Source organism: Kitasatospora sp. NPDC057940 (assembly GCF_042887425.1).
Lineage (GTDB): Bacteria > Actinomycetota > Actinomycetes > Streptomycetales > Streptomycetaceae > Kitasatospora.
In genome coordinates this window covers 56,730-81,653 of record NZ_JBHVPH010000009.1, presented here as the reverse complement: position 1 = coordinate 81,653, position 24,924 = coordinate 56,730, and the positions used below count along the sequence as shown (strand labels likewise).

Genomic DNA, 24,924 nt, shown 5'->3' with positions numbered 1-24,924 from the left:
TTACCTCCGGGGTGCCGTCGGTCGGCCGCGGTCCGGGCACGGGTGCGTGCGGACGTCCGGGCGGCCGGCCCGGCTCGGTCGGGTGACCGGCGCGACCGACGCTAGCGGCGGCGGAGGGGCCGAACCGGCGGGCTGAGCGAGGGGAAGAACTCCCTTAGGCCGCGCTTAAGGAAGATCCGGAAACTGGCGGCGCATCAGGCGCGTGCGAAACCTGCCGCCACGCTTCCCCCGGGCCTCGGCCGAGGAACGAGGAAGAGGAAGAGGAAGCGAAAACGAAAGCGGAAGCGGAAGCGGTCACTTCTGGAACAGCGCGCCCCGGCTGCGCCGCCGCCCCGCCCGCGCGGGGGTGCCGTCCGGGCGGGCCCGCAGCCGCAGCCGGATCTCGGCGCCGCCGAGCACGGCGGAGCGGCCGAGCGCCAGGTCGCCGCCGGTGGACTCGGCGAGTTTGCGGACGATGTCGAGGCCGAGGCCGGTGGAGCCCTCGCCGCCGTGGCCCTCGCCGCGCTTGAGGGCGGCCGCCGGGTCGCTGAAGCCGGGGCCGGCGTCGCCGACCAGGACGATCACCGAGGTCTCGGTGGCGAGCACGTCCACCGAGAAGGCGGTGCCGACGGCGGTGTGCCGGAAGACGTTGCCGAGCAGCGCGTCGACGGTGGCGGCCAGGTCGGCGCGCTGGACCGGGACGGGCGTCACCTGGTCGGCACCGGCCAGTTGCCAGCGGCGGCCCTCGTCCTCGGCCAGCGCGGACCAGAAGCCGACCCGTTCGCGGATCACCTCGGCGACGTCGCAGCCGACCGCGACGGCGGGCGCGTCCTCGGGGTCGCGGCGGGCCGAGCGGATGATCTGGTCGACCTCGCGCTCCAGTTGGGAGACCGCGTGCCGGGTGGCGTCGGCGGCGTCGCCCTCGCCGAGCGAGGCGGCGTTGAGCCGCAGCACGGTCAGCGGGGTGCGCAGCCGGTGGGACAGGTCGGCGGCCAGTTCCCGTTCGGCGGCGAGGAGTTGGACCACCCGGTCGGCCATGGTGTTGAACGCGTGGGCGGCCTCGCGCAGTTCCTCGGGGCTGCCGGCGGCCTGCTTGCCGTCCACCGGGACCCGTACGGCGAGGTTGCCGGCGCCGAGCGAGCGGGCGGCGCCGGCGAGCCGCCGGGCGGAGGCCACGATCCGGCTGCCCATCCGGTCGGCGACCAGGACCGAGATGGCGACCAGGCCGAGCGCGACGCCCGAGAGCACCAGCCAGGCGGTGGAGACGCCGCGGGTGAGGTCGCCGTCGGCGACGAACACCTCGACCACGGCGGTGCGCCCGGTGTCCACCGCGACCGGCTGGAGCAGCGCGTAGCCGCCGGGCACCTCGACGGTGAAGGAGCGGCCCTGCCCTCCGGCGGTGGACACGTCGCCGGCGGCGGCCCGGGCCTCGCCGATGGTGGGCCCGCCGGGGCCGCCCGCGCCGGGGAGCGCGTCCGGGGCGGCCGGGGCGGGCAGGTGGACCGCCATCCGGCCCTGCCCGCCGGCGTCGGTGCTGGCCAGGGCGCGGTCGATGGCGATCTGGTCGGTGGTGATGGCGAGGGCCGGGCCGAGCGCGGCGGCCTGCCGCTCGGCGGCGGTGAAGGCGTGGTCCCGGGCGGTCTGCTGGACCATCAGGCCGAGCGGGATGAGGAAGGCCAGCGCGACCATGGTGGTCCCGGCGACGGCGGCCTTGATCAGGGCCCAGCGCAGCGAGCGCCCGAACCTCCTCATGTCCGGTGCTCCGCCAGTCCCCCGGCGGCCTCCAGCCGGACCCCGACTCCCCGGACGGTGTGCAGGTAGCGGGGGCTGGAGGCGGTCTCGCCGAGCTTGCGGCGCAGCCAGGACAGGTGGACGTCGATGGTCTGGTCTCCGCCGTAGGTCTGCTGCCAGACCTCGGCCAGGATCTCCTTGCGCGGCACCACCACGCCGGGGCGTCCGGCCAGGAAGGCCAGCAGGTCGAACTCACGGCGGGTCAGGTCGAGCAGCCGCCCGTCCAGCGAGGCCTCGCGGCGCTGGAGGTCGATGGCGAGGCCGCCGACCCGCAGCACCTGGGCGACGGGGGCGGCGCCGCCGCCGAGCCGGCGCAGCACGGCGGCCATCCGGGCGCTGAGGTGTTCCCCGGAGAAAGGTTTCACCAGATAGTCGTCGGCGCCGTCGTTGAGCAGCCGGACGATCTCGGCCTCGTCGTCGCGGGCGGTCGAGATGATCACCGGCACGTTGGTCAGGCCCCGGATCATCTTGAGTGCCTCGCTGCCGTCCAGGTCCGGCAGTCCGAGGTCGAGGATCACCAGGTCACAGCCGACCTGGGCGACCTCCCGCAGCGCCTCGAGTGCCGTGCCCACGCTGCGGACCGCATGACCGGTGTCGGTCAGGTGCCGGATGAGGGCGGAGCGTACGAAGGGGTCGTCCTCGACCACGAGCACTGTTGCCATGGCCCTGCACGGTACGCCATCGACGGGCAGTGGTCTGTACCTCGGGGTGGCCTCCGGACATTGTGCAACTCCCCTGACTAATAACGGGGCTGCCCGGCTGCGCAGGCCCGGAATACGGCAGGATGAGCGGACGATGCGGAACGGACTGGTACAGCTCGGCGCCTGGGCGGCGGCCACCGGGGCGGCGGTGGCGCTGTCCTGGCTCGGCGTGCACGCGGTGCTGACCGGTGCCGCGTTCGAGCAGCCCACGGCCCTGCCGCTGCCCTCGCCGAGGGTCGACGGCACGCCGCACACCGCGACCGTCACCCCCGACCAGCCGCGGTCGGCCACCCAGACCGGGGCCCCGACCCCACCACCGGCCTCCCCGACCGCCGCCACGACCGCCGCCACGACCGCCGCCACGACGACGACACGCGGGCCGGCCCCCGCCACCACCCTCGCCGCCGCCTCCCCGTCGGCCACCCGCCGCCCGACTCCCGCCACCACCACCGCGGTGTCCTCCGTGAAGAGCTATCCGGTGCCGGGCGGCAAGGTCGCCCTGGACATCCGCCCCGACAAGGCCTCGCTGGTCTCCGCCACCCCCGACCCGGGCTGGCAGATGCAGGTGTGGAACGGCGACCAGTGGATGCGGGTGGACTTCACCAAGGGCGAGCAGGCCAACTCGGTCTTCGTCTACTGGAACGGCCACCCGCCGGTGGTGGAGACGGCCATCCGCTGATCCCCCCTCACCAGGTCTCGAACGGCAGGTACCCCGGCAGGTACGGCCCGGCGTAGCCGGACCGGTCGACCAGGGTGTGCCTGGTCCCGCCCGGCACCCCGATCGTCGCGAGCACCGCCGTGCCGAAGCGGTCCCGCGCCTCGTACGGCTCGGCCAGCGACAGGGCGCCCCGGTCCACCGCGTAGTCGTAGGCGTAGAAGACGTCCGGCACGCTCACCGCGAGGTCCAGCACCCCGTCGCCGTGCCGGGCCAGGTGCGCGGCCAGCTCCCGGCCGCGCGGGCCGATCACCTGGACCAGCGAGGTGAGCACGATCCTGGTCCCGGGCGCGTCCAGCACGTACGAGACCGTCTCCGGCTCCCCGGTCTCCGGCCCGGCGTACGCGGTACAGCGCAGTCCGAGCGCGGCGGTGTAGCGGCGGGCGGCCCGCTCGGCGTCGCCGACCGCGAAGACCACCGCGTCGGCGCGGCCCATCGGGAGGGGGGCGGACTCTCCGGGCCCTGCGGCGAGCAGGACGGGTTCGGCGGCGGTGTCGGTCATGACGGCCCTCCCGGTAGGCGTGCGGACCACGGCGGGTGCGACCGCGCGCCGGTGTGGGGCCCGGCGCACGGCGTTGTGGCTGGAGGGTGGCGCCGAGCCGACCGGCGCGCAACTGTTCCGTTTCCTCCTGGTCAAGCTGTGCGCCGGGGCGGGAGAATCAGCGGCGCCGCTGTACAGAATGCCCACCGGAGGACGGAGCCGCGATGCCCCACGCCCAGTCCCCGAGCTCCCCCGGCTCGCCCAACTCCCCCGCCCCGCCGGGCGTTTCGGCCGCCCCCGGGACGGGCGGCGGGAACGACTCGATCGACGCGCTGGACGGCCGGCTGATCCGGCTGCTCGCCGAGGAGCCCCGGATCGGGGTGCTGGAGTGCTCGCGCCGACTCCAGGTCGCCCGGGGCACCGTGCAGGCCCGGCTGGACCGGTTGCAGGCCAAGGGGGTGATCGGCGGCTTCGGCCCGGAGGTCGACCCGGCGGCACTCGGCTACCCGGTGACGGCCTTCGCCACCCTGGAGATCTCCCAGGGCCAGGGCGCCGACGTCCGGACGCACCTGGCGAACGTTCCGGAGGTGCTGGAACTGCACACCATCACCGGGGCCGGGGACATGATGGTGCGGATCGTGGCCCGCTCCAACGCCGATCTGCAACGGGTGATCGACCGGGTGGTGGGCTTCGACGGGATCGTCCGCTCGGCCACCGCGATCGCGCTGGAGAACCCGGTGCCGTACCGCATCCTGCCGCTGGTGGACCAGGCCGCCGCCGAGTAGGGCCCGCGATCCTGCCGCTGGTGGACCAGGCCGCCGCCGAGTAGGGCCCGCGCCCGACGGCAGGGCCCGCGGCCCCGGTCAGCAGCTGGGGACGCTGCCGCCGCTCTTCAGCGCCTCCAGCGCCGAGACCGCCTCGCCGAGCGTGCCGACCGGCACCAGGCGCAGCGTCTTGGGCGTGTTGACCTTGGCGTCCGTGCACTCGTCCTTGGGCAGCAGGAACACCGTCGCGCCGTCCCGGGCGGCCGCCTGGGTCTTGAGCGGGACGCCGCCGACCGCGCCGACGACGCCCTGGTCGTCGATGGTGCCGGTGCCCGCGATCTTGAGCCCGCCGGTGAGGTCGCCGCCCTTGCCGTCGCCGGCGAGCTTGTCGATGATGCCCAGCGCCAGCATCTGCCCGGCGCTCGGGCCGCCGACGTCACCCAGGTCGACCTTGACCTTGACCTGGTCCGGCGAGAGGTGGAGGTAGCCGAGCGCGGCGGCGGTGGCGCTGTTCTGCGACTCGGTCATCTGCTGGGCGGTCTGCTCCTCGGCCTTGGCCGGGTTGCCCGGCGGGTAGACCGTGTCGGTCGGGCGCACCGCCTCGTCCTGGTCGAACCAGGCCTGGAGCGCGCGCCAGAAGGTGGTCCTCTCCCCCGGGTTGGTGGCCGAGATGGTGACCATCCGCAGCTCGCCCTCGGTGGTGCGCAGCGGCGCCCCGGTCACGGTGAGGACCGGCTTGTCCTTGTACGTGCCGAGGGTGTCCGCGGTCAGGCCCGGCCAGGTCAGCGTGTACGGCAGCGGGACGAAGGCGGCCACGCCGAACAGCGCGGCGACCAGCACCCCGCAGAGCGTGAGCGCGCGGGTCCGCGGGGAGGTGAGGGCCTTGGGCAGCTTGGTGTCGGACACAAGGGGAATCCAAACACACCGGGGCCCGTGCCGGCCTACCGCAGCGCGTCGGCCACCTCGGTCGCGGCCTCCACCACCCGGGGGCCGACCCGCTCGGGGACCAGCCCGTTCAGCATCACCACGCCGACGCTGCCCTCGATGCCGCTCAGTCCGATCAGCGCGGCGGCCGCGCCGCAGGCCCCGGACTGCTCCTCCGCACGGGTGATGACGAAGCCCTGCTCCGGCCGGCGCTGGCTGGGGAAGGTGCGCGCCTCCAGGATGGCCCGGCCGGCGGCGCTCTCGCCGAGCGGGTGGCGCAGGCCGGTGCGGTAGGCGACGTGGAAGTCGGTCCAGCTCGGCTCGACCACGGCGACGGCCAGCGCCTCGTTGCCGTCCACCAGGGTGAGGTGGGCGGTGGCGCCGAGGTCCTCGGCCAGGCTGCGCAGGGCCGGCAGCGCGGCCTCGCGCAGCAGCGGGTGCACCCGGTGGGCCAGGCGCAGGACGCCCAGGCCGACCCGGGCGCGGCCGCCGATGTCCCGGCGGACCAGGCCGTGCTGTTCCAGGGTGGCCAGCAGCCGGTAGACGACGGTGCGGTTGACGGCCAGTCGGGCGGCCAGCTCGGTGACGGTGAGCCCGCGCTCGGAGTCGGCGAGGAGTTTGAGGACCCGGACGCCACGGTCCAGGGTCTGGGAGGTCTCGGCAGTCACGACGGGCATCCTTTCCGCGGCGCTCGCGGGGCAGGCGGCGCCGGACCGGGTTCGGTGTCGCGCGCAGGTGGGGTGGCCGCGCTCGGACCGCTCGCGGTGTCGTCCTTGACGTGCGTGCGGTCCTGCGGCGCCCGTCCTGTGGGGGTTGCCCGGTGGAAGAGCGTGGGGGAAAGGTAGTGAAGGAAATGTCGCGACGGAAGTGGTTGTCCAAAATTCGGGCGTGATCGACTTCAACAGCGCGACGGAACCGGGACAAATGCCCGCATTTCTCCGGGCCCGCCGGCGCGCGGGTCAGGCCGCGCTCCGGAGTCCGGACACGCGGGAGCGGGGCGGCCGGCGCGCGGCAGCGCGCCGTGCCGTTCCCGCGTCCGGTTCCGCGGCTACTTCGCCCACTCGCGGATCTTGGCGATCCGCGCCTTCAGCTGGTTGGCGGTGGCCTGCGCGGTCAGCGGTCCGCCGCACTGGCGGCGCAGCTCGTTGTGGACGGTGCCGTGCGGCTGGTCGGTGCGGTGGTGCCAGGCGGCCACCAGTGCGTTCAGCTCCTTGCGCAGCTCCCGGAGTTCCTGGTGGGTGACGACCGGCCGCTGCTCGGCCGGCAGCTCCAGCAGGTCGGCCTCCTCGGCGGGCTTGCCCTTGCTGCGCTGGATCTGCCGGTGCTGGCGCTTCTGCAGCAGCATCTGCACCTGGTCCGGCTCCAGCAGGCCCGGGATGCCGAGGTAGTCGTCCTCCTCCTCGCTCCCCGGGTGGGCCTGCATGCCGAACTCCATGGAGTTGTACAGCACCCGGTCGAAGACCGCGTCGGAGCCGATCGCCTCGTAGGAGAACTCGTCGCCGCCGGCGCCGTCCGGCCCGTCGTTGGCCCGCTCGGCCTCGGCGAGCAGCCGGTCCTCCTCGTCGAAGAGGCCCTCGCCCTCCTTCTTCGGCCGGTCCAGCACGTGGTCGCGCTGGACCTCCATCTCGTTGGCGAAGCCGAGCAGCGTCGGGATGGTGGGCAGGAACACCGAGGCGGTCTCGCCGCGCTTGCGGGCCCGCACGAAGCGGCCGACGGCCTGGGCGAAGAACAGCGGGGTGGAGATCGAGGTGGCGTACACCCCGACGCACAGCCGGGGCACGTCGACGCCTTCGGACACCATCCGGACCGCGACCATCCAGCGCGAGTCCCCGGCCGCGTAGTCGGAGATCCGCTGGGAGGCCTCGGTCTCGTCGGAGAGCACCACGGTGGCCTTCTCGCCGGAGATCTCGCGCAGGATCTTGGCGTAGGCGCGCGCGGTGTTCTGGTCGGTGGCGATGACCAGCCCGCCGGCGTCCGGGATCGCCTTGCGGACCTCGGACAGCCGCCGGTCGGCGGCCTGCAGCACGGACGGGATCCACTCGCCCTGCGGGGCCAGCGCGGTGCGCCAGGCCTGGGCGATCAGGTCCTTGGTCATCGGCTCGCCGAGCCTGGCCTCCAGCTCGTCACCGGACTTGGTGCGCCAGCGCATGTTGCCGCTGTAGCTGAGGAAGATCACCGGGCGGACGACGTGGTCGGCGAGCGCGTGCCCGTAGCCGTAGGTGTAGTCGGCGACGGACTTGCGGATGCCGTCGCCGCCGGCCTCGTACTGGACGAACGGGATCGGGTTGGTGTCGGAGCGGAACGGCGTCCCGGTCAGCGCCAGCCGGCGAGTGGCCGGCTCGAAGGCCTCGAAGCAGGCCTCGCCCCAGGACTTGGAGTCGCCGGCGTGGTGGATCTCGTCCATGATCACGAGGGTCTTGCGCGCCTCGGTCCGGTTGCGGTGCAGCATCGGGTTGACCCCGACGCCCGCGTAGGTGACCACGATGCCGTGGTAGTCCCGGGAGAGCGGGCCGGAGGAGTACGCCGGGTCGAGCCGGATGCCTATGCGCGCGGCGGCCTCGGCCCACTGCTTCTTGAGGTGCTCGGTCGGCGCGACGACGGTCACCTGCTGCACCAGGTGGTTGTGCAGCAGGTACGAGGCCAGGGTGAGCGCGAAGGTGGTCTTACCGGCGCCCGGGGTGGCGACCGCGAGGAAGTCGCGCGGCTGCGTCTCGATGTACCTGTCCAGCGCGCCCTGCTGCCAGGCCCGCAGCTTGCCCGCGGTGCCCCAGGGGGCGCGGCCGGGGAAGGCCGGCGAGAGGTGGTGCGAGGCGGCGGACGCGGCGGGTCCGGCGCCCCGGGCGGGGGCCTGCGGCTCCGGCACGTCGGAGAACAGCGGCATCGAGGAGGCGGCGGCAGTACTCACGGTCTCCGAGGGGGGATCATCGCAGGTCAGGGGCGGTTTCTCAGCCCCGCCCCGCGGAAGGGCGGCGATCGGACAACCCGCCCAGCGTACCGGCCCGGCGCCGTCGGGGCGGCCAGGCGAGGCTCCGCGCCGGGCCCGGGCGGCCGGAAATCGACGTGACCCGGATCACATCCGATCGGTTCCGAAACCGAGTAATCACGGCCGGTCCCTGGACTCTCACCAGGGTGAGGCCGCCCCAACCCTCCCCCTTGTCGACCGGCCTCACACCGACCCGAAGGGACTCGCCGTGCACACCGCCGCCGAAGAGACCGTCCAGGCCCGACTGATCCTCTCGCTCCACCGCTCCGTCCGGCTGCGGGTGCTCCTGAGCTACCTGCCGGAGGACCCGCTCGCCGTCCGGATGGCCTTCCCCGCCGAGTTCTCGCTGGACGAACCGGCGGACGGCGGCCCGGGCTCGGACGGCGCCGACGACATCGTCTGGGTCTTCGCCCGCCAGCTGCTCTCGGCCGGCCTGGACCTGCCGGCCGGCGTCGGCGACGTCCACGTCCGGCCCGCGGTCGGCCGGCGCACCATGGTCGAACTGCGGGCGCCGGAGGGCACCGCGCTGCTCCAGTTCGACACCACCGACCTGCGCCGCTTCCTGTGGCGCAGCCGGCTGCTCGTCCCCGAGGGCGAGGAGCACCTGCACCTGGACGCCGACCGCGCGCTCGCCGAGCTGCTCGGCTGAGCGGCGCGCGGGGCCGGCGTCCGGGGGCGTCACCGCGCTTCCGGCCGTCACCCGGGTCCGGGGCCCGGGGCGCCTCAGCCCGACAGCCTGCGCATCAGCCGGACGCCCTGCGCCGGCGTCAGGTGCGGCAGGTACGCCTTGCCGATCGCCCTGGTGATGCTCGGCAGCGCGGCGGGGTCGGGGTAGGCCATGTACATCGGCCGGTACTCCGGCTGGAACTTCGCCTTGAACGCGAGCAGCGAGCGGAAGCCGTACACCGGCTCCAGCACCCGTCCCATCCAGTCCAGCATCCGCTGCAGGCCGGAGGGCTCCTCGTCCTGCCCGGAGCGGGCCAGCGGCGCGCCGGACAGCGACAGGAAGCGCGCGCCCTCCTCCTTGAAGCCCAGCGCGGCCGAGGCGATCAGGAACTCGTTGACGCCGCGGAAGCCGTCCGAGCGCCGGCGCATGAAGTCCAGCGTCCAGCCGACCGGCACGCCGTTCTCGTACACCGGCATCCAGCTGGTCAGCCCGTGCACGACGCGCTGCTCGTCCACCGCGATCAGCACCCGCACGTCCGGGTCGTCCAGCTCCTCCAGTCCGCCGAGCGTGAAGCCCATCTCGGGCAGGCCCTTCTCGGAGACCCACTCCTCGGAGATCGCCCGGATCTGGTCCCGCAGCGCGCGCGGCGCCTCGTGGTGGGACCACCACTCGGCGGTTATGCCCTGCTTGCCGGCCTTGTTCAGCGCGGTCCGGATGTCCTGCCACTTGCGGCCGGTGAAGGCCAGCTCGGGCAGCGCCACCACGGTGTCCTCGGCGACCTGCACCGAGCGCCAGCCGAGCTGCGCGGCGGCCTCCCGGGTCTGCGGGGAGACGCTGTAGAAGCACGGGGTCCAGCCGCGCTGGTCGCAGAACCGGGCGAACCCGGCCACCGCCCGGGCCCGGGCCTCCGGCGCGCCGAACGGGTCGCCGGTGGTCAGCGCCACCGTGTTGTGCACCCGGTAGGCGACGGCCGCCCGGCCCTCCTCGTCGAACCAGTAGTGGTTGCCGTCCCAGGTGGTGATGAAGGACAGCGTCCCGCCGCCGTACGCGGTGAGCAGCGCCCTGGCCCGGGCGGCCGCCTCCGCGTCGGTGTGCAGCACCGGCCGCCGGAAGGCCAGCAGCAGCGCGGTCAGCGCGACCACCCAGAACGCCAGCCCGCAGTACGTCTCCAGGAACAGCGCCACCGGGCCGACCGCGATCGGGTAGTCCGGCAGCAGGTCGTTGTAGGCGGGCGGCAGGAACTGCGCGGGCAGCCCGTGCAGCAGCCGGCGGATGTTCGCCCCCGGCTCGAACTGGTCGGCCGCGAGGCGCCCGAGCCCCACGTACGCGGCCGAGGCCGCCAGGGCGGCGCCGCCGAGCAGCGTGCCCAGCCGCAGCACCTCCCGGCCGGCCAGCCGCAGCCGGAAGCGCTGCCGGGTGGCCAGCAGCAGGCCGAGGGTGAGCAGCGGCAGCAGCAGCGCCTCGACGAAGTACTGGACCACGTCGCCGCTGACCGGGCCGGAGTCGAGGTACAGCCAGCCCAGCAGCGCCGCCCAGAGCAGCTCGGTGGCGACGGTGATCCGCCAGGCGAGCCGCAGCCCCCGGCGCAGCCCCTCGGCCAGGACCAGCAGCAGCGCCGGGAACAGCGCGGCCATCAGCCGGCCCGGGGTGTCGAAGATCCGCTCGACGGCGTGCGCGCGGGCGCAGTCGTGCGCCGACAGCGCGCAGAAGTCGGCCACCTCCTCCGGGCTGAGCCGGTGCGAGAAGTACAGCTCGGAGAAGGTGTTGAACGGCCCGCTGGCGTTGTCGTACAGCGAGGCGATCAGCGGCCCGAGGGCGGCGGCGACCAGGCAGAGCGCCACCAGCACCCGGGTCTCGGAGTGCGAGGAGCGGTGGGTGCGCAGGTGCAGCCCGCCCCGGGCGAGCAGCGCGCCGGCGCCCAGCCCGACGAACGCGGCGGCGCACCGCTGGACGCTCTGCAGGTGGCCCACGTACAGCGTCATGACCAGCGGGCCGAGCAGCACCAGCAGGTGCAGCCGGCGGCGCCAGAGCACGGTGAGCCGGTAGCCGAGCACCCCGGCCAGCGCGAACAGGCCGACGCCGGGGCCGACCGAGGTCTGGTCGGCCACCGAGACGGTCCACTGCTCGCCGACCCGGGAGCCGACCGCGATCAGCCCGGTGCCGAGCAGGGTGCCCGCCAGCTGCCCGCCGACCAGCACCGCGAGCGTGCGCAGCCACCCGAGCCGGTGCTCGGCGGCCGGGCCGACCAGGACCAGCAGCAGGCTGGTGAACACGTACGAGCCCAGGCCGGAGCACCAGAACAGCGAGGTGAACGGCGTCCACCAGTGGCCCTCGGCGAGCGTGGGCACGCCGACCCCGACCCGGTCGAGCAGCCGCTCGGACGGCCCGTGGGACAGGCTGCCGGTGGCCGCGCCGAGCGCCCAGAGCCCGGCCAGCAGCACCAGGGTGAGCGGCGCCGAGCGCAGCCACACGCCGAACCTGCGGGTCGCCCGCCAGGCCCGCTGCGGGCGCGGCTCCGGCGTCCCGGCGACCGGCGCGCGGTCCGACGGCCACTCCTGCTCCTTGGCCGGCGCGGGGGCCGCGGGGAGCCGGATCACCGGATCAGCCCGGTCTGCTGGGAGAGCCAGGCCAGGTTCTGTTCGAAGGCCTGGCGGAACACGACCCAGCTGTGCCAGCCGGGGATGGTCTGGTAGCCGACCTTCATTCCGGCCGCCTGTGCCGCCGCATAGGCCTTCTCCTGCATGGGTCGGAAGTCCGGGTCGTTGGCGCCGACCACGAACATGCCTGCGGTGTCGGGGAACTTCTGCCGGGCCATGATGTGCACCGGGTCGACGGCGTCGAACGCGGCCTCGTCGCCGCCGAAGGCCTTGTCGACGGTCTCGCCGCGCTCGCCCAGGGTCGGCTCGTCCTGGCCGGAGATGTCCAGGAAGGTGCCGTAGACCCCGGGCGCGTTGACGGCCAGCTGGAGCGAGCAGGTGCCGCCGAGCGAGAGCCCGCCGATGGCGAAGGCGCCCCGGCCGGTGGCGGTCTGCAGGTTGTGGTGGATCCAGTCCGGGACGTCGGTGGCCAGGTAGGTGTGCGCCTTGGCGATCCGGGAGTCCATGCAGAGCGTGTTGGTGAACGGGCTGCCGGTGGGGTCGGCGACCACCACGATCGGGGCGAGGCCCTGGTGGTCGGCGGCGAAGGCGTCCAGGGTCTCCTGGATGGCCCCGGAGGTGATCCAGTCCACCGGGGCACCGGGCTGGCCGGGCAGCAGCACCACGACGGGCAGCAGCGGCCGGGGATTGGCCTGGTAGGCGGGCGGCAGGTAGACGTACCCGTCGCGGGCCGTGAAGCCGGACTTGGTGCCGGGGATGGTCACGGTGGAGAGGGTGCCCTTGGCGGGCAGGCCGGGCGGCGCGTGCCAGAGCTCCTCGACGGGCTTGCCCGGCGTGGCGGCGATGGTGCTGGCCACCTTGCCCGTGGTCAGCGCCTGGACCCCGGGCACCAGCATGGCCCGGGCGGTCGGGTACTGGTCGAAGCCCCGGTTGACCTGCGAGGCGGCCATCAGCAGCACCAGGACGGCGGCTCCGGTCGCCAGCAGCCGGCGGCGGACGGCGAGCAGCGGCGCGCGGAAGCAGACCAGGGATATCGCGAACAGCGCGACGGCTATCCAGCGCAGGACGAAGTCCGGTGTGCCCTCCGGGAAGGGGTGCCACCAGCCGTCGACGCCGAGCTTCACCAGGGCGGTGAGCGTTCCGGCCAGCATCAGGGCGCCGAAGAGGCGCGGGGCCCGCCAGCGTTCGTGGCGGGAGAACGCGAGCAGGACCAGCGACCCCCAGCCCGCGGCGAGCACGGCGTACGGGATCGGGCCGTGGGTGAGCGGCCAGTCGATCGGGTTCCAGCGGGTGGCGAGGGTCAGCGTGGTCATGCGGCTTTGCCCGGCCGGGTGGTGTCGGCCAGGAAGCCGTAGGCGACGACGTTGCCCTCGTAGCCGTGCTCGGCGCTGTACGCGCCGCCGCAGGTGATGACCCGCAGCTGAGCGTCGGCGGCCTGGCGGTAGACCCGGTCGTCCGGGAAGTCCTTTCGGTCGTGCACTTCGATGGCGTACAGCTGGTAGACGGCGACGGCGCCGTCCGCGCGGGCGATCTCGATCCGGTCTCCGCGCCGGAGCGCCCCCAGGTTGTAGAAGACGGCCGGGCCGGCCTTGTTGTCGACGTGCCCGTCCAGGATGGCGGTGCCGCGCTGCCCGGGGCTGGCCCCGCCGCGGTACCAGCCGGCCAGGTTGCGGTCCGCCTCGGGCGGGGCCTGGAGGTGGCCGTCGGGGTCGAGCCCGAGCGCGGTGACCGGGGCGTCCAGCCGGACGGCCGGGATGCGGATGCGGGTGGGGTCGGAGGGGCCCAGCGGCGGGACGACGGAGACCGGGGCGAAGCCGGACAGCGTCTGCGTGCCGCCGGGGGCGGGCGGCAGCGCGCCCTGCCCGCCGTCGTGCAGCAGCCAGGCGCCGAGCACCAGCGCGGCAGCGGCCGCCAGGGTGCCCGGCCACGGGCTCCTGCTCTGCTGGACGCCCACGGGCGCTCCCCTCTACCGACGGATTCCCGATCCTGGGAGTTTCCTGGGAAACAATTCAATCGGATCGGACCTTAGAGCACGTCCACACGATGGGTGTAATGACACCCCCCGATCGGCAGGGCAACCGCCCGAATCCCTGCGCCCAGTGGGCACCCGGTGACGGAACGCGACGGCCGTTTCCCAGGTGAAAGCGCCACCGGAACGCCTCGGTACGAGCTTCGACGGCGCGGGGGGTCGGTCCGGTTGCGTCAATCGGGCGATCGATGACGACTGCCAGTGGCGCCTGGCCGACCGATCGGGGTCAGCTGCCATGCTGACCCGGTCACGGGTTCTATCACCCCACTTGTCCGACCGGATTTCCGCACGCCTGTACGCCTGCCGAACGCCTCATGAACGGAGTGACCATGGCCGCTCTCTCCCGCCGCACCCTGCTGGCCGCCGGTGCGGCCTCCGCCGCCACCCTGGCGACCGGCTGCGGAAGCAACAGCGCCGACAAGCCGATGATCGGCTCGGCCGTCCCTCCCAGCGGCGCGGCCGTCGACCAGAGCGCCGGCCCCACGGACGTCGCCGAGCCGCAGGCCGTCCTGATCGGCGACGGTTCCACCTCCGACACCGGGGCCCAGCCCCACCAGCCCACCCCCGAGCGGCTCAAGGCCGGCGAACGGCCGCCGCAGTTCGTGGTCTTCTCCTGGGACGGCGCCGGCGAGCTCGACAACGGCCTGTTCGCCCGCTTCCGCCGGCTGGCGCAGGAGCACAACGCCTCGATGACCTTCTTCCTCAGCGGCCTCTACCTGCTGCCCGAGTCCAAGAAGGACCTCTACCGCCCCCCGCAGCACAAGGTCGGCGCCTCCGAGATCGGCTACCTCACCGACCAGCACATCCACGACACCCTGGAGAACGTGCACGCGGCCTGGCTGGAGGGCCACGAGATCGGCACCCACTTCAACGGCCACTTCTGCGGCGCCACCGGCGTCGGCAAGTGGTCCCCGGAGGACTGGGACAGCGAGATCCAGCAGGCCATGGACTTCGTGACGAACTGGCGCACCAACACCGGCTTCACCGACCTGCCCGCGCTGCCCTTCGACTACCGCAGGGAGCTGGTCGGCAGCCGCACCCCCTGCCTGGAGGGCCAGCGCAACCTGCTGCCCACCGCGGTCAAGCGCGGCTGGCGCTACGACAGCAGCGGCAACGGCACCCAGGTGTGGCCGCAGAAGATCCAGGGCGGCGCGCTCTGGGACCTCCCGCTGCAGTCCATCCCCTTCCCCGGGCACACCTTCCAGGTGCTGTCGATGGACTACAACATCATGTACAACCAGTGCGGCCCCAACACCAAGGCCGACCCGGCGCTCTACCCGGGCTTCCAGGCCCAGGCCCGCGACGCCTACCTGCTGGGCTTCGACCGCACCTACAACGGCAACCGGGCGCCCTACGTCATCGGCAACCACTTCGAGGAGTGGAACGGCGGCATCTACATGAACGCCGTCGAGGACGTGCTCCGGACGATCGCGGACAAGCCGGAGGTCCGGCTGGTCTCGTTCCGCCAACTGGTGGACTGGCTGGACGCCCAGGACACCGCGGTGCTGCGCAAGCTCCAGGGCCTCGCCCCGGGCCAGGCGCCGACCGGCGGCTGGGAGGCCTTCCTCGGCACCCCCGGGGCACCGCCGGTGCCCTCCGCCGCCGCTGCCGGCTGACCCTCAGGACCTGACCCGGACCCGGCCGGCGAGCAGCGCCCCCAGCAGCGCCACGCCGGCCATGGCCAGCAGGATCACCGCGAACGCCGCGGGCGACCCGGTGGCCCCGGCCGAGGCGGTGGCCCCGGCGCCCTCGTGGGCGGCGGCGAGCGAGCCGCCGCCCAGCACCGCGAACATCACCCCCGCCAGGCCCGTCAGCAGGACGTTGCCCAGCGCGTCGCTCATCTGCAGGGCCGCCGAGTTCACCCCGGCGTCCTCCGGCGCGGAGAGCTTCATCATCAGCACGCTGACGCTCGCGACGGTCAGTCCCATCCCGATGCCGCCGACGCCCCAGGCCACCGCCGCCACCCAGGCCGGCACCGCCGGGACCAGCACCAGCGCGGCGCCCGCGATCGCCACCGCGGTCAGCACGAACCCGCCCCGGATCATCGCCTCGCGGTAGCGCTCGGCCCCCGGCCGCCCCTGCAACCAGGAGCCCAGCGCCCAGGTGAGCCCGCCGCTGGTCAGGGTGAGCCCCGACATCGTCGGCGAGAGGCCGCGCTCGGTGGTCATCATCAGCGGGACGAAGGCCTCGGCCCCGAGGAACGCCCCGGCCGCCAGTCCGCGCAGCAGGATCACCGCCGGCAGCCCCCGCCCGGCCCGCAGCGTCCGCCGGGGCAGCAGCCCCAGGACGGCCGGCACCAGCAGCGCCGCCCCGACGACCCCGGGGAGCAGCCCGATCAGGTCGTGCCGCCCGCCCGCGTACTGCAGCAGGCCGGCACCGAGCGCCGCCATCGCGGCCAGCAGGGTGCGCCGGCGGTCGAACTCCGCGCCCCTGGCCACCGGGTGCTCCCGCTCGGAGCGGGCCAGCGCGGGGCCCATCACGGCCAGCGGCAGCAGGATCAGCACCGGCACGGCCAGGAACACCCAGCGCCAGCCGAGGTGCTGGGTGATCGCGCCGGAGACCAGCGGCCCGACGATGGAGGGCAGCACCCAGGCCGAGGAGAAGGCCGCGAACACCGCCGGCCGCAGCCGCTCCGGGAAGGCCCGGCCGACCACCACGTACAGCGCGACGATCACCAGCCCGCCGCCCAGGCCCTGGATCGCCCGCCCGGCCACGAACACCCACATGCCCGGCGCCGTCCCGGCCACCACCAGTCCCGCGCCGAACACCGCGATGCCGGTGAACAGCGGCTGCATCGGCCCGCGCCGGTCGCACCACTGCCCGGAGACGACCAGCGCGAACAGCGTGGTGGTGAAGTATCCGGAGAAGGCGAAGGCGTACAGCCCGATGCCGTTCAGCTGGCGGGCCGCGGTCGGCATCGCGGTGTTGACGGCGGTCGCCTCGAAGGCGATCACCAGGACCACCGACACGATCCCCAGCGTCAGAGCGCGGTAGCGGCCGCTGAGGACCCCGCCACCGGGGTCGGGTTCGGAGGGTATCGAGGCGGAGTCGACCGAGGTGGGGGAGGCAGTGGTCATACGTAACATCGTAAGGGCCGTCTAGCTTCATGACCCCTGACCCGAGTCGGTGATCAGCTAGTCCGCAGGGCTTAGGACCAGGGTCAGGGGGAAGCTCAGGCGGAGGTCAGTGGAGCACCTTCAGGCCGACCACGCCGGAGACGATGAGCAGCAGGCAGCCGATCCGGGCCGCCGTCACCGCGTCCCCCAGGACGGCCATGCCGTAGAGCGCGGTGCCGACCGCGCCGATGCCGACCCAGACCGCGTAGCCGGTGCCGATCGGAATGGTGCGCATCGCGTACGCCAGCCCGCCCATGCTCAGCAGCAGGGCCACACCGAAGACGAGGCTGGGGGTGAGCCGGGAAAAGCCCTTGGACGACTCCAGGGCCACCGCCCACACGGTCTCCAGGACACCCGAGATGATCAGAACGAGCCATGCCATGACGGCCTACCTCCGCAGTCCACAGCGGCCGGATTGCCGCTGAACTGCGCCGTCTTGTCGTCACCGGGTACGACGCGCTCGTCCGGGGCGGCCGGGCGACCGGCCACCTGGTTCCGACCGTAGCACAAGCCGCCATACAGAATTTACATTCCGCCGTTGACGGCCCCCCGCGCATTCCGCCACTATGAATTCACTGGCCGTGTGCCCGAGTGGCTTAGGGAACCGTCTGCAAAGCGGTGTACACGGGTTCGATTCCCGTCATGGCCTCGCCGGAAATGGAATTGCCGGTCGACATTCCGTCGACCGGCAATTCCTGTTTACGGTATTTCCGGGGCGGTCGGCCGAAACCGCCGCCCCCGGCCGTCAGACCGCGACCGCGTCCTCCGGCCGGATCGGCAGCCGGCCGACCGGCAGGCCGGTGGCCGCCCGGACGGCGGCGGCCACGGCCGCCGGGGCGACCACCGCGGGGGCGGCGCTGACCGCCTTGGCCCCGAAGGTGGCGACCACGTCCCGCTCCTCCAGCAGGGCGGCGATCCGCACCTGCGGGGTGTCCAGCGCGGTGGGCAGCCGGTAGCCGGTGAGCGAGGGGTTCAGCAGCACGCCGCCCTCGGTGCGCAGGTCCTCCAGCAGCGCCAGGCCGACGCCCTGGGCCACGCCCGCCTCGATCCGGTCCTCGATCTGCCGCGGGTTCAGCGCCCGGCCGACGTCCTGGGCGACCGTCATCTCGACCACCCGGACGGCGCCCAGCTCGATGTCCACGTCCACCACCGCGCGCATCGCGCAGAACGCGATCGACACGAAGGCGTCGCCCTGCCCGGACTCGTCCAGCGGCTCGGTGGGGTGCGGGCGGCACTGGGCCGTCGCCCAGAGCTCCTTGCCCTCCAGCGCCTCGGCGACCGGCATGCCGAGCACCCCGTCGTACGAGGTGATCTTGCCGTCGGCGATCTGCAGCAGTTCCACCGACATCCCGAAGTTGGCGGCGATCGGCTGGAGCAGCTGGTGGCGGACCATCAGCGCGGCGCGCTCGACGGCGCCGCCGGAGACCCAGGTGTGCCGGCCGCGGGCGGAGGGACCGGCGATGGACTGGTCGCTGTCGGCCGGCGCGATGTACACCTCGCTGACGCCCAGCACGGTCTGCACGATCTGCCGGGCCAGCGTGGCGAACCCCTGCCCGGAGTCGACGGCCGCGCAGATCACCGTGGCGTGGTCGCCGCTGACCCGCACGGTGGCGGTGGAGACCTCGTCCTCGCCCTCGGCGCCGAGCATGTGCACCATGCCGACGGCGTAGCCGATCCCGCGCCGCACCGCCGCCGGGTCGCCGGCGCCACCGGGCCCGCCCGGCAGCAGCCACTCGGCGTCCGGGTCGTCCACCGGCAGGGCCGGCAGCGGCTCGGCCGCGACGGCCTCCAGCAGCGCGCCGACCGGCGCCGGGCAGGTGACGGCCTGTCCGGTGGGCATCGGGTCGCCGGTGGACATCGCGTTGCGGCGGCGGATCTCCACCGGGTCCACGCCGATCCGGGCGGCCAGCTGGTCCAGCTGCGACTCGTAGGCGAAGCAGGCCTGCAACGCGCCCTCGCCGCGCATCCGCCCGGCCGGCGGGTTGTTGGTGCGCACCGCCCAGGCGTCCACGAAGACGTTCGGGCAGACGTACGGGCCGACCGAGAACGCGGTGGCGGCGGCCAGCGCCTCGGCGGAGACGTCCGCGTACGCGCCGCCGTCCAGCAGGATCTGCGCCTCGACCTTCACCAGGGTGCCCTCGGCGTCGGCGTGGTGGCGGTAGCGCAGCAGCGCGGGGTGGCGCGAGGGGTGGGTGTGGAAGGACTCCTCGCGGGTGAGGGTCATCTTCACCGGGCGGCCGGTGCGCAGCGCCAGCAGCGCCAGGGTGACCTGGAAGGAGAGGTCCTCGCGGTCGGTGGTGGCCCCGGGCACGCCGGTGACCACCAGCCGGACCCGGTCGGGCTCCAGGCCGAGGCAGGCGGCGGTGCGGTCGCGGTCGCCGTGCGGGTCGGTGGAGGACAGGTGCAGTTCGACGCCGCCGTCCGGGCGCGGCACGGCCAGCCCGGCCTCGGCGCCGAGCGGGGCCGGGTCCTGACGGCCGACCTGGTAGAGGCCCTCGATGATGATCTCGCCGGCCGCGTCCGGGTCCCCGGTGCGCAGCGGCAGGTGGCGGAACAGGTTGCCGTCCGGGTGCAGCGACGGGGCGGTGAAGGCCTGCTCGGGGTCGGTGACGGCCTCCAGCGGCTCGTAGTCGACCGCGATCAGACCGACCGCCAGCCGGGCGGTGTCCGGGTGGTCGGCGGCCACCGCGGCGATCGGCTCGCCGTGGTGGCGCACCACGCCCGCGGCCAGCACCGGCCGGTCGGCGACGATCGGCCCGGCCGGGGCGCCGTCCGGGCTTCCGTCCGGGCCGGGCGGCAGGTCGGCGGCGGTGACCACGGCGTGCACGCCGGGCAGCGCGAGCGCGGCCGCGGTGTCGATGCCCCTGATCCGGGCGTGCGGGTGCGGCGAGCGCAGCACCGCGCCCCAGAGCAGCCCCTCGGCCCACAGATCGGCCGCGTACGGGTAGATGCCGAGCGCCTTGGGCAGCGCGTCGCTGCGCAGCGGTGAGCTGCCCAGGCCGAACGGCTCCGGTGCACCGCCCTCGCCGCCGTCCTGCTGGAGTGCTGCGCCGATGTCGGTAGGCGACGTCATGATGCGTGGTCGTCCTCGGGGAGCCGGATGCCGTGGGCGGGGGTGGCGCCGTACGGGACGCCGGCCGGGGCGGTGCCGCCGGCCGGGGCGCCGTGCGGGGGCGTGGCGACGTACGGCGTGCCGTGCGGGGGCGTGCCGTCGAAGGCGGCCCCGGGCAGCGGCGTGCCGTGCGCGGGGGTGGGTTCGTAGACCGGGGCGTCGTACCCGGCGTCGTAGCCGTTCTGCTGCGGGTAGCCGCCGGGCACGTAGGTGCCGTGGGCGGGGGTGCCCTGGTACGGCTGCTCGGGGTAGCCCTGGGGCGGGTAGTACACCTGGTCGTCGGCGGTCTGGGCGGGGATGCCCTGGACCGGCGTCAGGACGGCGGTGTCGTACACGCCGGTGTCGTAGCCGCCCTGGCCGTCGCCGTACGGCTGGTCGGTGCCGGCCGGGGGCTGCTCGGCGGGCGGCTGCGGGACGTGCTCGATCCAGGCGTCGGCGTCGGCGTAGACCGGCGGTTCGGCGGCCGGCTCCGGTCCGGCGGCGGCTTCCCCGGCGGGCTGTTCGGCGGGCTGTCCCGCGGCCGGGGCGGCGGTCTGGGCGGCGGCCGGAGAGGCCGTCTCCTCCGCCTCCTCGACGTCCTCGGCGCGCGCGTCGGCGATGCTCTGGACGGCGGCCAGCACGCCGCGGTAGCCGGTGCAGCGGCAGAGGTTGCCGCAGAGCGCCTGGCGGGCCTCGACCTCGGTCGGGCGGTGGTTGCGCTGGAGCAGGTCGTGCACCGCCATCGCCATGCCGGGGGTGCAGTAGCCGCACTGCACCGCGCCGGACTCGGCCAGCGCCTGCTGGACGTCGCTCGCGCCGCCGGCGGCCGACAGGCCCTCGACGGTGTTGATCTCGCTGTCGGCGGCCAGCGCGGCGGGCACCAGGCAGCCGGCCACCAACTGGCCGTCCACCTGCACCGAGCAGGCCCCGCACTCGCCCTGCTCGCAGCCGTCCTTGGCGCCGGCCAGGCCGAGCCGCTCGCGCAGCACGTAGAGCAGGCTCTCGCCGATCCAGGCGTCGGTGACGGGCCGTTCGAAACCGTTGACCCGCAAGGTGTAGGAGGCGCACGGGCGCAGCTCGCGGCTGACCTGCGGGGTGAGGCCGAGCGGGTCGGCGTCGAGGGTCTCGATGGGGTCTGTGGTCACTTCAGCGCCCTTCCCAGTGCCCGTCGGGCCAGCACCGATACGGTACGCCGCAGCCGGATGGCGGCCGCGCTCGGCCCCTCGGTCACGGCCTCCCAGGCGCCTTCGGCGCCGTAGCTGTCGGGGACGCAGGCGGTGGCCACGTACTCGCCGAAGGCGGCGGTCGCGGCCGGGTCGATCTCCCGGCTGCCGTCCCAGTCGATGCAGCCGGCGACCCAGGCCTCGGCCTCCAGCGGGCGCAGCGGCACCGGTGCGACGGCGCCGACCGCGCAGCGCACGGCGCGCCGGGCGGGGTCGAGGACCAGCGCGACGGAGGCGGTGGCGCGGGCCGGGCCGCTGCGGCCGGTGGCCTTGAGGAAGACCTGCGGGGCGTGCAGCAGCGGGACGCGCACCCAGGTGAGGAGTTCGCCGGGGCGCACCGGGTCGAGGCCGGTGAGCAGGTGACTGACCGGCACCTCGCGGCTGGCGCCGGCCCGGGCGAGGGTGACGCTGGCCTCCAGGGCGGTGAGCACCGGGAGGGTGTCGCCGGCCGGGGCGGCGGTGACGATGTTGCCGCCGAGGGTGCCGACGTTGCGGACCTGCGGCGGGCCTGCGGTGCGGGCGGCGTCCGCGAGCGCGGGGATGAGCGCGGCGAAGTCGGGGCGGTCCATCCGGGCGTGGGTGAGTCCGGCGCCGAGGACGGCGGTGCCGCCGTCCTCGTAGCGCCAGCCGCGCAGTTCGGTGATCCGGCCGAGGCCGACCAGGGCGGCGGGGCGTAGCCGTCCGGCGTTGACGGCTTCCATCAGGTCGGTGGCTCCGGCCACCGGTACCGCGGCCGGGGTGGCGGCCAGCGCGTCGACGGCCTCGTCGAGGGAGGCCGGCAGCATGATCGTCCGGTTCACCTGGGTCCCACCGTGCTCCACTTGCTCATCGATCGGCTGCCGCCCGCGGCCTTCGGCCGTGGTGTCCGCGTCAGCAGCCCGGCCTGGCCCGTAGGGTACGGGCGATCGGGCCGGGTTGGGCAACTCTGGCACACAATGCTCGATGATCATTTCGGGGCAGGTGAACGGGACTGCCCGATTGGGACGGATACCGGGCGGTATCTGCCCCGGCCCGAACCGGACCAGGGCAGATGTTCATCTGTTCTTGACGTCAGATGACCACTCAGAAGTTCCCGTCAGGGCGAGTCCATCGCGCTCAGCGCACCGGCGGCGGGCCCTCGATCGGCCGGCCGGCCACCCCGGGCCAGCGCTGCCAGGGGTGCGGGCCGTCCGCCGGGCGGTACTCCACGCCGAGCGCGTCCAGCACCTTCAGGTGCGTCTCCAGCCGGTGCTGGAAGCCGGCGTAGTCGCGCGCGGCCGGATCGGTGGGCAGGTCGGACCAGGCGACCTCGGCGAAGGCCACCAACCGGGGGAAGGCCCGGTAGTCGATGTCCCGGGCGCTGTCCATGAACTCGCTCCACAGGTTGGCCTGGGTGCCGATCACGTGCCGGGCGGCGGTCTCGTCCAGCTGCCCGGGCACCGGCTCGAAGCGGTACACGTCCTCCAGCGTGCGCACGAAGCCGACCGGGATCGGCTCGTCCGGGCCGTCGGCCTGCCGGTGGTCGAAGTAGACGTGCTGCTCGGGGCACATCACCACGTCGTGCCCGGCCTTGGCCGCGGCGATCCCGCCGCCGAACCCGCGCCAGGAGGAGACGGCGGCGCCCGGGGCGAGCCCGCCCTCCAGGATCTCGTCCCAGCCGATCAGCCGGCGGCCGCGCTCGGCCAGCCAGCGGTCGAAGTGCCGGATCACGTGGCTCTGCAGCTCGTCCTCGTTGGCCAGGCCGAGCTCGCGGATCCGCGCCTGGGCGGCCGCGCTGTCCTTCCACTGCTCCTTGGGGCACTCGTCGCCGCCGAGGTGGATGAACTCCGACGGGAAGAGGTCCAGGACCTCCTCCAGCACGCCCTCGAAGAAGCGCAGGGTGTCCTCGGAGGCGTTGAGCACGTTGTGGCTGACGCCCCAGTCCGTCCAGACGCCGAGCGCCGCGGTGTCCACCACGTCGGTGTTGCCCAGCTCGGGGTAGGCCGCGACGGCGGCCTGGGTGTGCCCGGGCAGGTCCACCTCCGGGACGACGGTGACCCCGCGCGCGGCCGCGTAGGCGACGATCTCGCGCAGGTCGTCCTGGGTGTAGTAGCCGCCGTGCGGGCGGTCGTCGCGGCGCTGGCCGGCCCGGTAGCCGACCATCGAGCGGTCCCGCCAGGCGCCGCGCTCGGTCAGGCCGGGGTAGCGCTTGATCTCCACCCGCCAGCCCTGGTCGTCGGTCAGGTGCAGGTGCAGCACGTTGAGCTTGTGCGCGGCCAGCAGGTCGACGAAGCGCAGCACGTCCGACTTGGGCAGGAAGTGCCGGGCGACGTCGAGCAGCGCACCGCGCCAGCCGAACCGGGGGGCGTCCTCGATGTCCGCGCCGGGCAGCACCCAGCCGGTGCCGCGCAGCGGGGAACGGCGGAAGGCGTCCGGGCCGAGCAGCTGGCGCAGGGTCTGCGCGCCCCACAGCGCACCGGCCGGCCCGCCCGCGGCTATCAGGGCGTGGCCGGGGCGCACCGTGATCCGGTACGCCTCGGCGGCCAGCGCGTCGTCCTGGACGAGTTCGATGCCCGTGCCCGGCAGGCCCGGGCCGAGCGGCAGCCCGGTGGCCGCGGACAGCGCGGTGCGCAGCCACCGCTCGGCGTCGGCCAGCCCGGGCGGCGCGGTCAGCGTGGTGGCGTCGTCGAGGGGGAAGTCCTCGTCCGGGCGGCGGACGGCACTCGAAGGCACGGGAATGAGGTCCATTCCGACATCCTGCCCCCGCCCCGGACGACTGGCATAGACCACTTCGGAAACGCGGCACTATGCAAAACGGCGCTGTGCACAACCACACCGTGCGCTACGGCGCCGGGCACCGGCCCGCGGCGGTCGGTGCTACTTGCCGCCCTTGTTGTCGTCGCCGCCCTGCGGCTTGCCGATGCCGTCGTAGATCTCCTTGCACATCGGGCAGACCGGGTACTTCTTCGGGTCGCGCCCGGGCACCCAGACCTTGCCGCAGAGCGCCACCACGGGCGAGCCGGAGAGCGCGCTCTCCATGATCTTGTCCTTCTGGACGTAGTGCGCGAAGCGCTCGTGGTCGCCGTCCCCGTGGGACACCTGGGGGACGGGCTCGACCAGGGTGCCGGTGCCGAGGCCGCGCTCGGGCTCAAGAGTGCTCATAGGTGCCAAGTCTATGGGCGCCCCGCGAAACCCGGCCAGTATCGCGACGGCGGCCCGTACGTCAGTTCAGCGTCGGGTCGTCCGGATAGGTGGCGAGCAGCGCCAGCGGGCCGCGCTGGCGGCGCAGCACCGAGCGCCACAGCCGCTCCGGTTCCGGGCTGGAGATGTCCCCCGGCTCGCAGTCCACCAGGTACCAGGCGCCGCTCCCCAGCTCCGTCTCCAGCTGGCCCGGCGACCAGCCGGCGTACCCGGCGAAGATCCGCAGCGCGCCCAGCTCGCCGGCCAGCACCTCGGGCGGCGCCTCCAGGTCCACCAGGCCGATCGCGCCGTGCACCCGCCGCCAGCCGAGCGGCTCGCCGGTGCCCGGCTCCCCCGGCGCCACGGCGAGGCCGAGCGCCGAGTCCAGCGCCACCGGTCCGCCCTGGAAGACCACGGCGGGCTGCCCGACCAGCCGCCCCCAGCCGTCCAGCACGCTGCCCACCTCGACCGGCGTCGGCCGGTTGAGGACCACGCCGAGCGCCCCCTCGACGTCGTGGTCGAGGAGCAGCACCACCGCCCGGGCGAAGTTCGGGTCGGTGAGCAGGGGCGTCGCGACGAGCAGACGGCCGGTGTGGGACCGTCCTGCGTGCGAGTGGGCCGCCGTCATGCCCACATGATCCCGCAGAACGGCCGGGGTCGGACACCTCAACGATCGAAACCCCGCCACGCCGGACAAACACCCGAACGGCCCCTCCGGCGGGCGG

At 74.2% G+C, this 24,924-nt stretch carries 21 protein-coding genes, 1 tRNA gene and 1 riboswitch; of the genes, 5 read left to right on the top strand and 17 right to left on the bottom strand.

Annotation, left to right across the window (positions count from 1 at the left end; all coding sequences use genetic code 11):
- Positions 1–294: 294 nt before the first annotated feature.
- Positions 295–1,710: a sensor histidine kinase gene (locus ACFVTF_RS16780; protein WP_387814400.1), complete on the bottom strand. Its 1,416-nt coding sequence runs from the start codon at positions 1,708–1,710 to the stop codon at positions 295–297.
- A gap of 17 nt (positions 1,711–1,727) precedes the next feature.
- Entirely contained in the window at positions 1,728–2,432 is a 705-nt protein-coding gene (locus tag ACFVTF_RS16775; RefSeq protein WP_350881149.1) for a response regulator transcription factor, read from the bottom strand.
- A 133-nt stretch (positions 2,433–2,565) separates the two neighbouring features.
- On the opposite strand from ACFVTF_RS16775, the gene ACFVTF_RS16770 reads away from it, so the two are divergent.
- Positions 2,566–3,150, top strand: a complete 585-nt coding sequence (locus ACFVTF_RS16770) for a hypothetical protein (protein ID WP_387814191.1) — start codon at positions 2,566–2,568, stop codon at positions 3,148–3,150.
- A 7-nt stretch (positions 3,151–3,157) separates the two neighbouring features.
- On the opposite strand, the gene ACFVTF_RS16765 is transcribed toward ACFVTF_RS16770, so the two are convergent.
- Positions 3,158–3,688, bottom strand: coding sequence for a VOC family protein (locus ACFVTF_RS16765; RefSeq protein WP_371518663.1), 531 nt, complete (start codon positions 3,686–3,688; stop codon positions 3,158–3,160).
- Positions 3,689–3,891: 203 nt separating this feature from the next.
- On the opposite strand from ACFVTF_RS16765, the gene ACFVTF_RS16760 reads away from it, so the two are divergent.
- A complete protein-coding gene (locus ACFVTF_RS16760; protein ID WP_371518661.1) occupies positions 3,892–4,452 on the top strand; it encodes an Lrp/AsnC family transcriptional regulator in 561 nt (186 codons plus the stop codon).
- A gap of 78 nt (positions 4,453–4,530) precedes the next feature.
- Here ACFVTF_RS16760 and ACFVTF_RS16755 read toward each other — a convergent pair whose 3' ends face one another.
- From ACFVTF_RS16755 to ACFVTF_RS16745, 3 genes are all read right to left on the bottom strand, one after another.
- The gene (locus ACFVTF_RS16755) at positions 4,531–5,337 is read right to left on the bottom strand and encodes a S16 family serine protease (protein ID WP_387814189.1); all 807 of its coding nucleotides are present in this window, start codon (positions 5,335–5,337) and stop codon (positions 4,531–4,533) included.
- 35 nt (positions 5,338–5,372) lie between these two features.
- The gene (locus ACFVTF_RS16750) at positions 5,373–6,023 is read right to left on the bottom strand and encodes a helix-turn-helix domain-containing protein (RefSeq protein ID WP_350881140.1); all 651 of its coding nucleotides are present in this window, start codon (positions 6,021–6,023) and stop codon (positions 5,373–5,375) included.
- Between the two features lie 380 nt (positions 6,024–6,403).
- Positions 6,404–8,236 carry a DEAD/DEAH box helicase gene (locus tag ACFVTF_RS16745; RefSeq protein ID WP_371522816.1) on the bottom strand — a complete coding sequence of 611 codons (1,833 nt, stop codon included), beginning with the start codon at positions 8,234–8,236 and terminating at the stop codon, positions 6,404–6,406.
- 310 nt (positions 8,237–8,546) lie between these two features.
- Here ACFVTF_RS16745 and ACFVTF_RS16740 point away from each other — a divergent pair, with 310 nt between their 5' ends.
- Positions 8,547–8,987 (top strand): SsgA family sporulation/cell division regulator, encoded by a 441-nt coding sequence (locus ACFVTF_RS16740; protein ID WP_371518657.1) that lies wholly within the window; start codon positions 8,547–8,549, stop codon positions 8,985–8,987.
- 74 nt (positions 8,988–9,061) lie between these two features.
- Here the strand turns inward: ACFVTF_RS16740 and ACFVTF_RS16735 are convergent, their stop codons facing one another.
- The 3 genes from ACFVTF_RS16735 to ACFVTF_RS16725 are packed head-to-tail and all read right to left on the bottom strand — an operon-like array spanning position 9,062 to position 13,556.
- Complete coding sequence (locus tag ACFVTF_RS16735) at positions 9,062–11,602, bottom strand: phosphatidylglycerol lysyltransferase domain-containing protein (protein ID WP_387814186.1); 2,541 nt, start codon at positions 11,600–11,602, stop codon at positions 9,062–9,064.
- Positions 11,599–12,915 carry an alpha/beta hydrolase gene (locus ACFVTF_RS16730; RefSeq protein ID WP_387814184.1) on the bottom strand — a complete coding sequence of 439 codons (1,317 nt, stop codon included), beginning with the start codon at positions 12,913–12,915 and terminating at the stop codon, positions 11,599–11,601. Before ACFVTF_RS16730 ends, ACFVTF_RS16735 begins: the two co-directional genes overlap by 4 nt.
- Entirely contained in the window at positions 12,912–13,556 is a 645-nt protein-coding gene (locus ACFVTF_RS16725) for a class F sortase (RefSeq protein WP_387814182.1), read from the bottom strand. The genes ACFVTF_RS16730 and ACFVTF_RS16725 overlap by 4 nt, the downstream gene beginning before the upstream one ends.
- A gap of 404 nt (positions 13,557–13,960) precedes the next feature.
- Between ACFVTF_RS16725 and ACFVTF_RS16720 the strand changes: the two genes are divergently transcribed.
- The gene (locus ACFVTF_RS16720) at positions 13,961–15,247 is read left to right on the top strand and encodes a hypothetical protein (protein ID WP_371518653.1); all 1,287 of its coding nucleotides are present in this window, start codon (positions 13,961–13,963) and stop codon (positions 15,245–15,247) included.
- Positions 15,248–15,250: 3 nt separating this feature from the next.
- Here ACFVTF_RS16720 and ACFVTF_RS16715 read toward each other — a convergent pair whose 3' ends face one another.
- Both ACFVTF_RS16715 and ACFVTF_RS16710 read right to left on the bottom strand, forming a co-directional pair.
- Positions 15,251–16,708 (bottom strand): MFS transporter, encoded by a 1,458-nt coding sequence (locus ACFVTF_RS16715; RefSeq protein WP_387814180.1) that lies wholly within the window; start codon positions 16,706–16,708, stop codon positions 15,251–15,253.
- Between the two features lie 106 nt (positions 16,709–16,814).
- On the bottom strand, positions 16,815–17,129 hold the full coding sequence (locus tag ACFVTF_RS16710) for an SMR family transporter (protein WP_350881126.1): 315 nt from the start codon (positions 17,127–17,129) through the stop codon (positions 16,815–16,817).
- A gap of 43 nt (positions 17,130–17,172) precedes the next feature.
- Positions 17,173–17,239: riboswitch (guanidine-III (ykkC-III) riboswitch) on the bottom strand.
- Positions 17,240–17,324: 85 nt separating this feature from the next.
- Here ACFVTF_RS16710 and ACFVTF_RS16705 point away from each other — a divergent pair.
- A tRNA-Cys gene (locus tag ACFVTF_RS16705) sits at positions 17,325–17,396 on the top strand.
- 96 nt (positions 17,397–17,492) lie between these two features.
- Here ACFVTF_RS16705 and ACFVTF_RS16700 read toward each other — a convergent pair.
- From ACFVTF_RS16700 to ACFVTF_RS16675, 6 genes are all read right to left on the bottom strand, one after another.
- The gene (locus tag ACFVTF_RS16700) at positions 17,493–19,820 is read right to left on the bottom strand and encodes a xanthine dehydrogenase family protein molybdopterin-binding subunit (protein ID WP_371518650.1); all 2,328 of its coding nucleotides are present in this window, start codon (positions 19,818–19,820) and stop codon (positions 17,493–17,495) included.
- Complete coding sequence (locus ACFVTF_RS16695) at positions 19,817–20,983, bottom strand: 2Fe-2S iron-sulfur cluster-binding protein (RefSeq protein WP_371518648.1); 1,167 nt, start codon at positions 20,981–20,983, stop codon at positions 19,817–19,819. The genes ACFVTF_RS16700 and ACFVTF_RS16695 overlap by 4 nt, the downstream gene beginning before the upstream one ends.
- Positions 20,980–21,846 carry a xanthine dehydrogenase family protein subunit M gene (locus ACFVTF_RS16690; protein WP_371522814.1) on the bottom strand — a complete coding sequence of 289 codons (867 nt, stop codon included), beginning with the start codon at positions 21,844–21,846 and terminating at the stop codon, positions 20,980–20,982. Before ACFVTF_RS16690 ends, ACFVTF_RS16695 begins: the two co-directional genes overlap by 4 nt.
- Before the next feature lie 310 nt (positions 21,847–22,156).
- Complete coding sequence (locus ACFVTF_RS16685; RefSeq protein WP_387814177.1) at positions 22,157–23,767, bottom strand: beta-N-acetylhexosaminidase; 1,611 nt, start codon at positions 23,765–23,767, stop codon at positions 22,157–22,159.
- 129 nt (positions 23,768–23,896) lie between these two features.
- Positions 23,897–24,181: a DUF3039 domain-containing protein gene (locus ACFVTF_RS16680; protein WP_371518646.1), complete on the bottom strand. Its 285-nt coding sequence runs from the start codon at positions 24,179–24,181 to the stop codon at positions 23,897–23,899.
- Between the two features lie 61 nt (positions 24,182–24,242).
- Positions 24,243–24,827 (bottom strand): YqgE/AlgH family protein, encoded by a 585-nt coding sequence (locus ACFVTF_RS16675; protein ID WP_063349180.1) that lies wholly within the window; start codon positions 24,825–24,827, stop codon positions 24,243–24,245.
- Positions 24,828–24,924 lie beyond the last annotated feature (97 nt).